This is a genomic window from Rhizobacter sp. Root1238, from assembly GCF_001425825.1.
Classification (GTDB): domain Bacteria; phylum Pseudomonadota; class Gammaproteobacteria; order Burkholderiales; family Burkholderiaceae_C; genus Rhizobacter.
Window position 1 is genome coordinate 1 of the sequence record NZ_LMDM01000042.1, and the last position, 4253, is coordinate 4253.

Sequence of the window (4253 nt, forward strand, 5' to 3'; positions counted from 1 at the left end):
GCCCCGCGATGAACCAATTCGCTGTGGTCTACGAGGAGCGATTCACACTGCCGGCGCACGGCAGTCGATAAGCGAGTCGGCCAATAGCCAATTCAGCTCAACCGCCTCGCACACAGAAATCCTGACAGCCCCCGATGTGACCTACGACGCGGCCAACAGGATCATCAGCTACACGCACCTGTCGGCCAACGACGGCATCGCGCAGCCGTCGCTGGACCAGAATTTCAACTACGACGAGAACGGCCGGCTCACGCAGGTGACGACGGTGGCGAGCAGCTGGTCTATCACGTACGACGCTAACGGCAACCGCACCGGCGTGAGCCTGAACGGCAGCCCGAGCGTGTACACGACCTCGGCGACGAGCAACCGGCTGACAAGCATCACGAACCCTGCGCGCAGCTTCGGCTACGACAACGCGGGCAACACCACCAGCGACAGCACGAACTACACGGCGACCTACGGCCTGAGTGGATCGCTCGCGAGTATCACGAAGGCCGGTGTCACCGGCACCTACACCTACGACGCGAGCAAGCGGCGCATTCGCAAGGTGACGAGTGCCGGAGCAGGCAGCACGGTCATCTTCGTGTACGGACTCAATGGCGAACTGCTCGGCGAGTACGACCAGAACGGCGCAGCCCTGCGCGAATACATCTGGCTCGACGAAACCCCTGTCGCGATGTTCATGCCGGATCCGTCGAAACCGAGTGGTGCGCCGCAGGCGTTCTACGTCCATGCCGATCACCTGAACGCATCGCGACTCGTTGTTGACATGAACAACGCAACCCGCTGGAGATGGTTCGCCGAACCGTTCGGCACGACCGCTCCGGAAGTCAACCCGAGCGGACTCGGAGCCTACACGCAGAACCTGCGCTTCCCCGGGCAGTATGCGGACGTGGAGAGCGGTCTGTTTTACAATTATTTTCGCTACTATGCACCCGAGGGAGGGGCTTACAGGCAAAGTGATCCGATGGGTTTGGCGGGCGGCGGCCGTTCTACATATTCTTACGTCGGTGGAACGCCAGTCAATGCCACTGATTCGAAGGGTTTGCGATGGGACTGCAAGGTGATAGGCGGGGCGCTAGGATTTCAGTGCGTAAATGTGCCAGATTGGCCGGCAGGGGATCCGTTTGATCTTCCAGTATCCCCGCCACCATCAGTATCGCCCACAGTTCCTCTGCCGAACTCGGATCCTGTTGGGGCCCTTTGCCAAGCAAACCCTTTGCTATGCTTGGCCATAGGATATGTCAACTACAAGCTATGTCCACAACAACCCGACTGCGAGGCCGAAAGGCGTGCCTGCATTCAAACATGTGCCGAGGCGTTGGCAGATGGAACAGGTCAGCGTGACAACATTGCACATGGGGGCTTCGATGCATGCGTTGTTGGTTGTATACCAGAAGAATGTGGAGGATCGCCCAAAGAGAACGGATATCCGCCGAAGAAGCCAAAGCGCCGTTATTTTTAGTGGAGTTTAATTTGAATATTAGTGATATTAAGAAGGCCCGGGACAGTCGTGACTATGAGCGAGCTTTGGCTGGCTGCGAAGATATGCTATCTTCGGGCGACAATCCAGATGTGCTTCGTCTGCGTGCGTCAATTCATTTTTTGGCGGGTTCTGGGCAGTCATCATTCGATGACTACAAGCTGCTTATTAGCTGGGGTGCGAATGAAGTTAAAGACTTCTTCCTGGCGGCAAATAGTGCTTTATTCATTAATGAGTATGCGCTGGCGTGTGAGTGGCTTGAATCTGTCTTGGAGGCTGGTGGCCGAACAGGCAATCATGCGTTCGACAATGCCGCATTGCTAATGTTGGCATTTGCAAAGATGAATATCCATGCATATGGGGAGGCGTGGGGCCTTGTGCTTAAGCTGGAAGCCTCAAGTCCCAACATATCGTTGCCGGTCCCGCACAATGGGCAGACGCCGATGCTGACGCTGTCAGACCTACGGTCTGAAATCCGCCGTCGACACCAGTAGCAGAAGAAAAAAGCTGATGGCAAACCGCGCAGTGCAATACCAACCTGAACCAAGGTCAAGCAGCATATTGCGCGGCGCCATTGTAAGTTACTGATTTCAATAGATTGGGGCGGATTGCAAATCCGTTGAGGGGAGTGCGCTGTCGACGACGCTCCCGGGAGCCGGGCAGCCCGAGCGATCGGTCCCTTCACGACCGGTCCAGACATCTGGACGCAGCGGCTGGTCGGCTCCTGTCGACGGCAGAGCGAACAGAGACGGACGGTGCCCCGACAACGTCACCAACGACAACAAGGACGTGGCGTTCGGTTACGGTGAAGGCGACGATCTGCAATCAGCCAAGCGGGGTGCTGAAAAGCAGGCAAAAGACGTTCTGGGCGCGAAGTCGACACATCACGTTCAGTGTCGGTGCCGGGACCCGAAGGGCGTTCCCATCATTCCTCACGGAGGTTGAAGCATGACTGATAAAGAGGCGATGGCGCAGGCAAGGCAGGCGGTTGAGAGCGAGCACTACGAAGCGGCGGAGGTCGCTCTGCGGCCATTGTTGAAGCGGGAAGTTCCTGAGGCGCTGTACTTGTATGCGTGCTTCGGATTGCCGAACGAAAGCGATGAGCAGTTCGAGGTCCGTCGATTCTGGTACTTGCACCAAGCAGCGCGACTGGCTCATCCCGAGGCACTGTATTCGTTGGCAGTGATGCATGACTGCGGTGACCAAGCGGTCAGGAGTTCAGAGTTGGCTTTCTGCTATTTTCGGCTGGCGGCGAACGCAGGTAAGGCCGAAGCGAAGTTGAGCTATGGATTGGATCTCTTCTATGGAACGAACGGCGTTTTGCCGGACGCATATCGTGGGCTTGAGCTTGTCAAACAGGCTTGTGATGTTGGCGTAGATGGCGCGTGTGAGGCCCTAGAAGGGATGCTGTCGAAGCAGGGGCTTCGCTGACTCTTCACAGGCTCGCTGGGCAGCTATCCGGCCAGTGTCCCGAATTGACGCTATGCCTCCGCAAAGTATGTCGAGGAGTTCCTACATGAGAGTGATGAGCACCTTGTTGTTGTCTGGGCTAAGCTGGAACTTGGCGGCTTGCGCGGCGCAGGCCGCAGTGGGAAAGCTTGTCATTGATGTTCCTTATAGGTGGCATGTCAAGAATGAGAGTCCAGACAGCTTTTCCGCAAGCCCAAAGGACGATATGGCGCTACCCGTGCTCAATGTGCAGGCCTGCGAACGAACAGAGTCCCGGTGTGCTACGCCATGTGAGGCCGATAAGATTCGCGCGAACTTCTTCTACTTCGCTGCGGACGCAGGTCGCTTCGAGTTCACAGAGCGACAACGTTCAGACGGGAGCATGGAGTTCGGCGCGTCGGGTAGCGTCGGTGAGCAGGATGGTGCTACGCAAATAGCTTCAAGTGTGATTTGCTCAGAGCGCGGAATCGCCTTCCTGAGCTTGATGTCAAAGGAGCCGCGAGAGGCTGTGAAGCGCCAACTTGAGTTAATGGTCTCGACCGCAAGATGGGGACGATGAGGCAAGTGCATCGCTACATGAAGCGAACCATTCGCTCCCTGCCATGCACTTGCAGCCTTCAGCCGCCGCCTTGGCCACGAGGTAGAACAGGGTTCTGCTCATCGAATCAGGAGATTCGGCTTGCGAAACGGAGATGCGAAATGGAATGCAGTTCGATAACCCCACCTGTGTTTGGCGGTAGTGACGTACAGAGCGTTCGTGCTGCGCTTCATGTCTCAGAGGTTGGTGTCACGCTGTTCGCCAACCGTGCCATGTTGAAGCTATTGGGAGAGCGCCTGCTCATGTTGGCGCAATCGCCCGATGATGAGTTCCACGAAATCCAATTGCCCAGCGAGTTCTATGCCGAGATTGGAATGTTCGAATCCGCGACTAAGAACGTAGAAATCGTGTTGTCCGAATCTATTGCCAACCTGTTCAGAGCTGTTCCCGGATTTGTGGATACAGATGGGGCTGTACTTCAGCTTCAGTACGGGCTGACAGTCATGCATCACTCCGATCCGTTAGGAACGATTCCTCGATGAGAATGAGCCCTGAGAGTCATGCCTTGTGTTGCCGTTTGATGGTGATGAGGTCGCAATCTACGACCTCATGGTCAGGTCAGAGCCTCAAGCCGCTCGACGGCTTGACGAGCGGTGATGATGGCGATGCCCTGATAGGAGGGCGGCCTCTAGGGAACCACTGATTTATTCGGGCAGATCTCGATGGCCGAATGAGCTGCGGACGGCGAGGATGGCGGCATGAAACAGACGAGCTTTGCGAGCC

Annotated in this window: 4 protein-coding genes; all 4 read left to right on the top strand. The window is 56.6% G+C overall.

Going from position 1 to position 4253, the window contains the following annotated elements; all coding sequences use genetic code 11:
* The coding region (locus ASC98_RS29790) for an RHS repeat domain-containing protein (protein WP_304440634.1) at positions 1 to 1465 on the top strand (1465 nt) is incomplete at its 5' end.
* The gene (locus tag ASC98_RS30780) at positions 1402 to 1977 is read left to right on the top strand and encodes a hypothetical protein (RefSeq protein WP_157598086.1); all 576 of its coding nucleotides are present in this window, start codon (positions 1402 to 1404) and stop codon (positions 1975 to 1977) included. The genes ASC98_RS29790 and ASC98_RS30780, both read left to right, overlap by 64 nt.
* Positions 1978 to 2431: 454 nt before the next feature.
* Complete coding sequence (locus ASC98_RS23040; protein ID WP_056820504.1) at positions 2432 to 2914, top strand: sel1 repeat family protein; 483 nt, start codon at positions 2432 to 2434, stop codon at positions 2912 to 2914.
* A 717-nt stretch (positions 2915 to 3631) separates the two neighbouring features.
* Positions 3632 to 4012 carry a hypothetical protein gene (locus tag ASC98_RS23045; RefSeq protein WP_157598087.1) on the top strand — a complete coding sequence of 127 codons (381 nt, stop codon included), beginning with the start codon at positions 3632 to 3634 and terminating at the stop codon, positions 4010 to 4012.
* Positions 4013 to 4253: the final 241 nt, after the last annotated feature.

Bases quoted from the DNA above. Each gene is read 5' to 3' on its own strand.
- ASC98_RS23040 (WP_056820504.1), top strand. From the start codon at position 2,432: ATGACTGATAAAGAGGCGATGGCGCAGGCAAGGCAGGCGGTTGAGAGC.
- ASC98_RS30780 (WP_157598086.1), top strand. From the start codon at position 1,402: ATGTGGAGGATCGCCCAAAGAGAACGGATATCCGCCGAAGAAGCCAAA.
- ASC98_RS23045 (WP_157598087.1), top strand. From the start codon at position 3,632: ATGGAATGCAGTTCGATAACCCCACCTGTGTTTGGCGGTAGTGACGTA.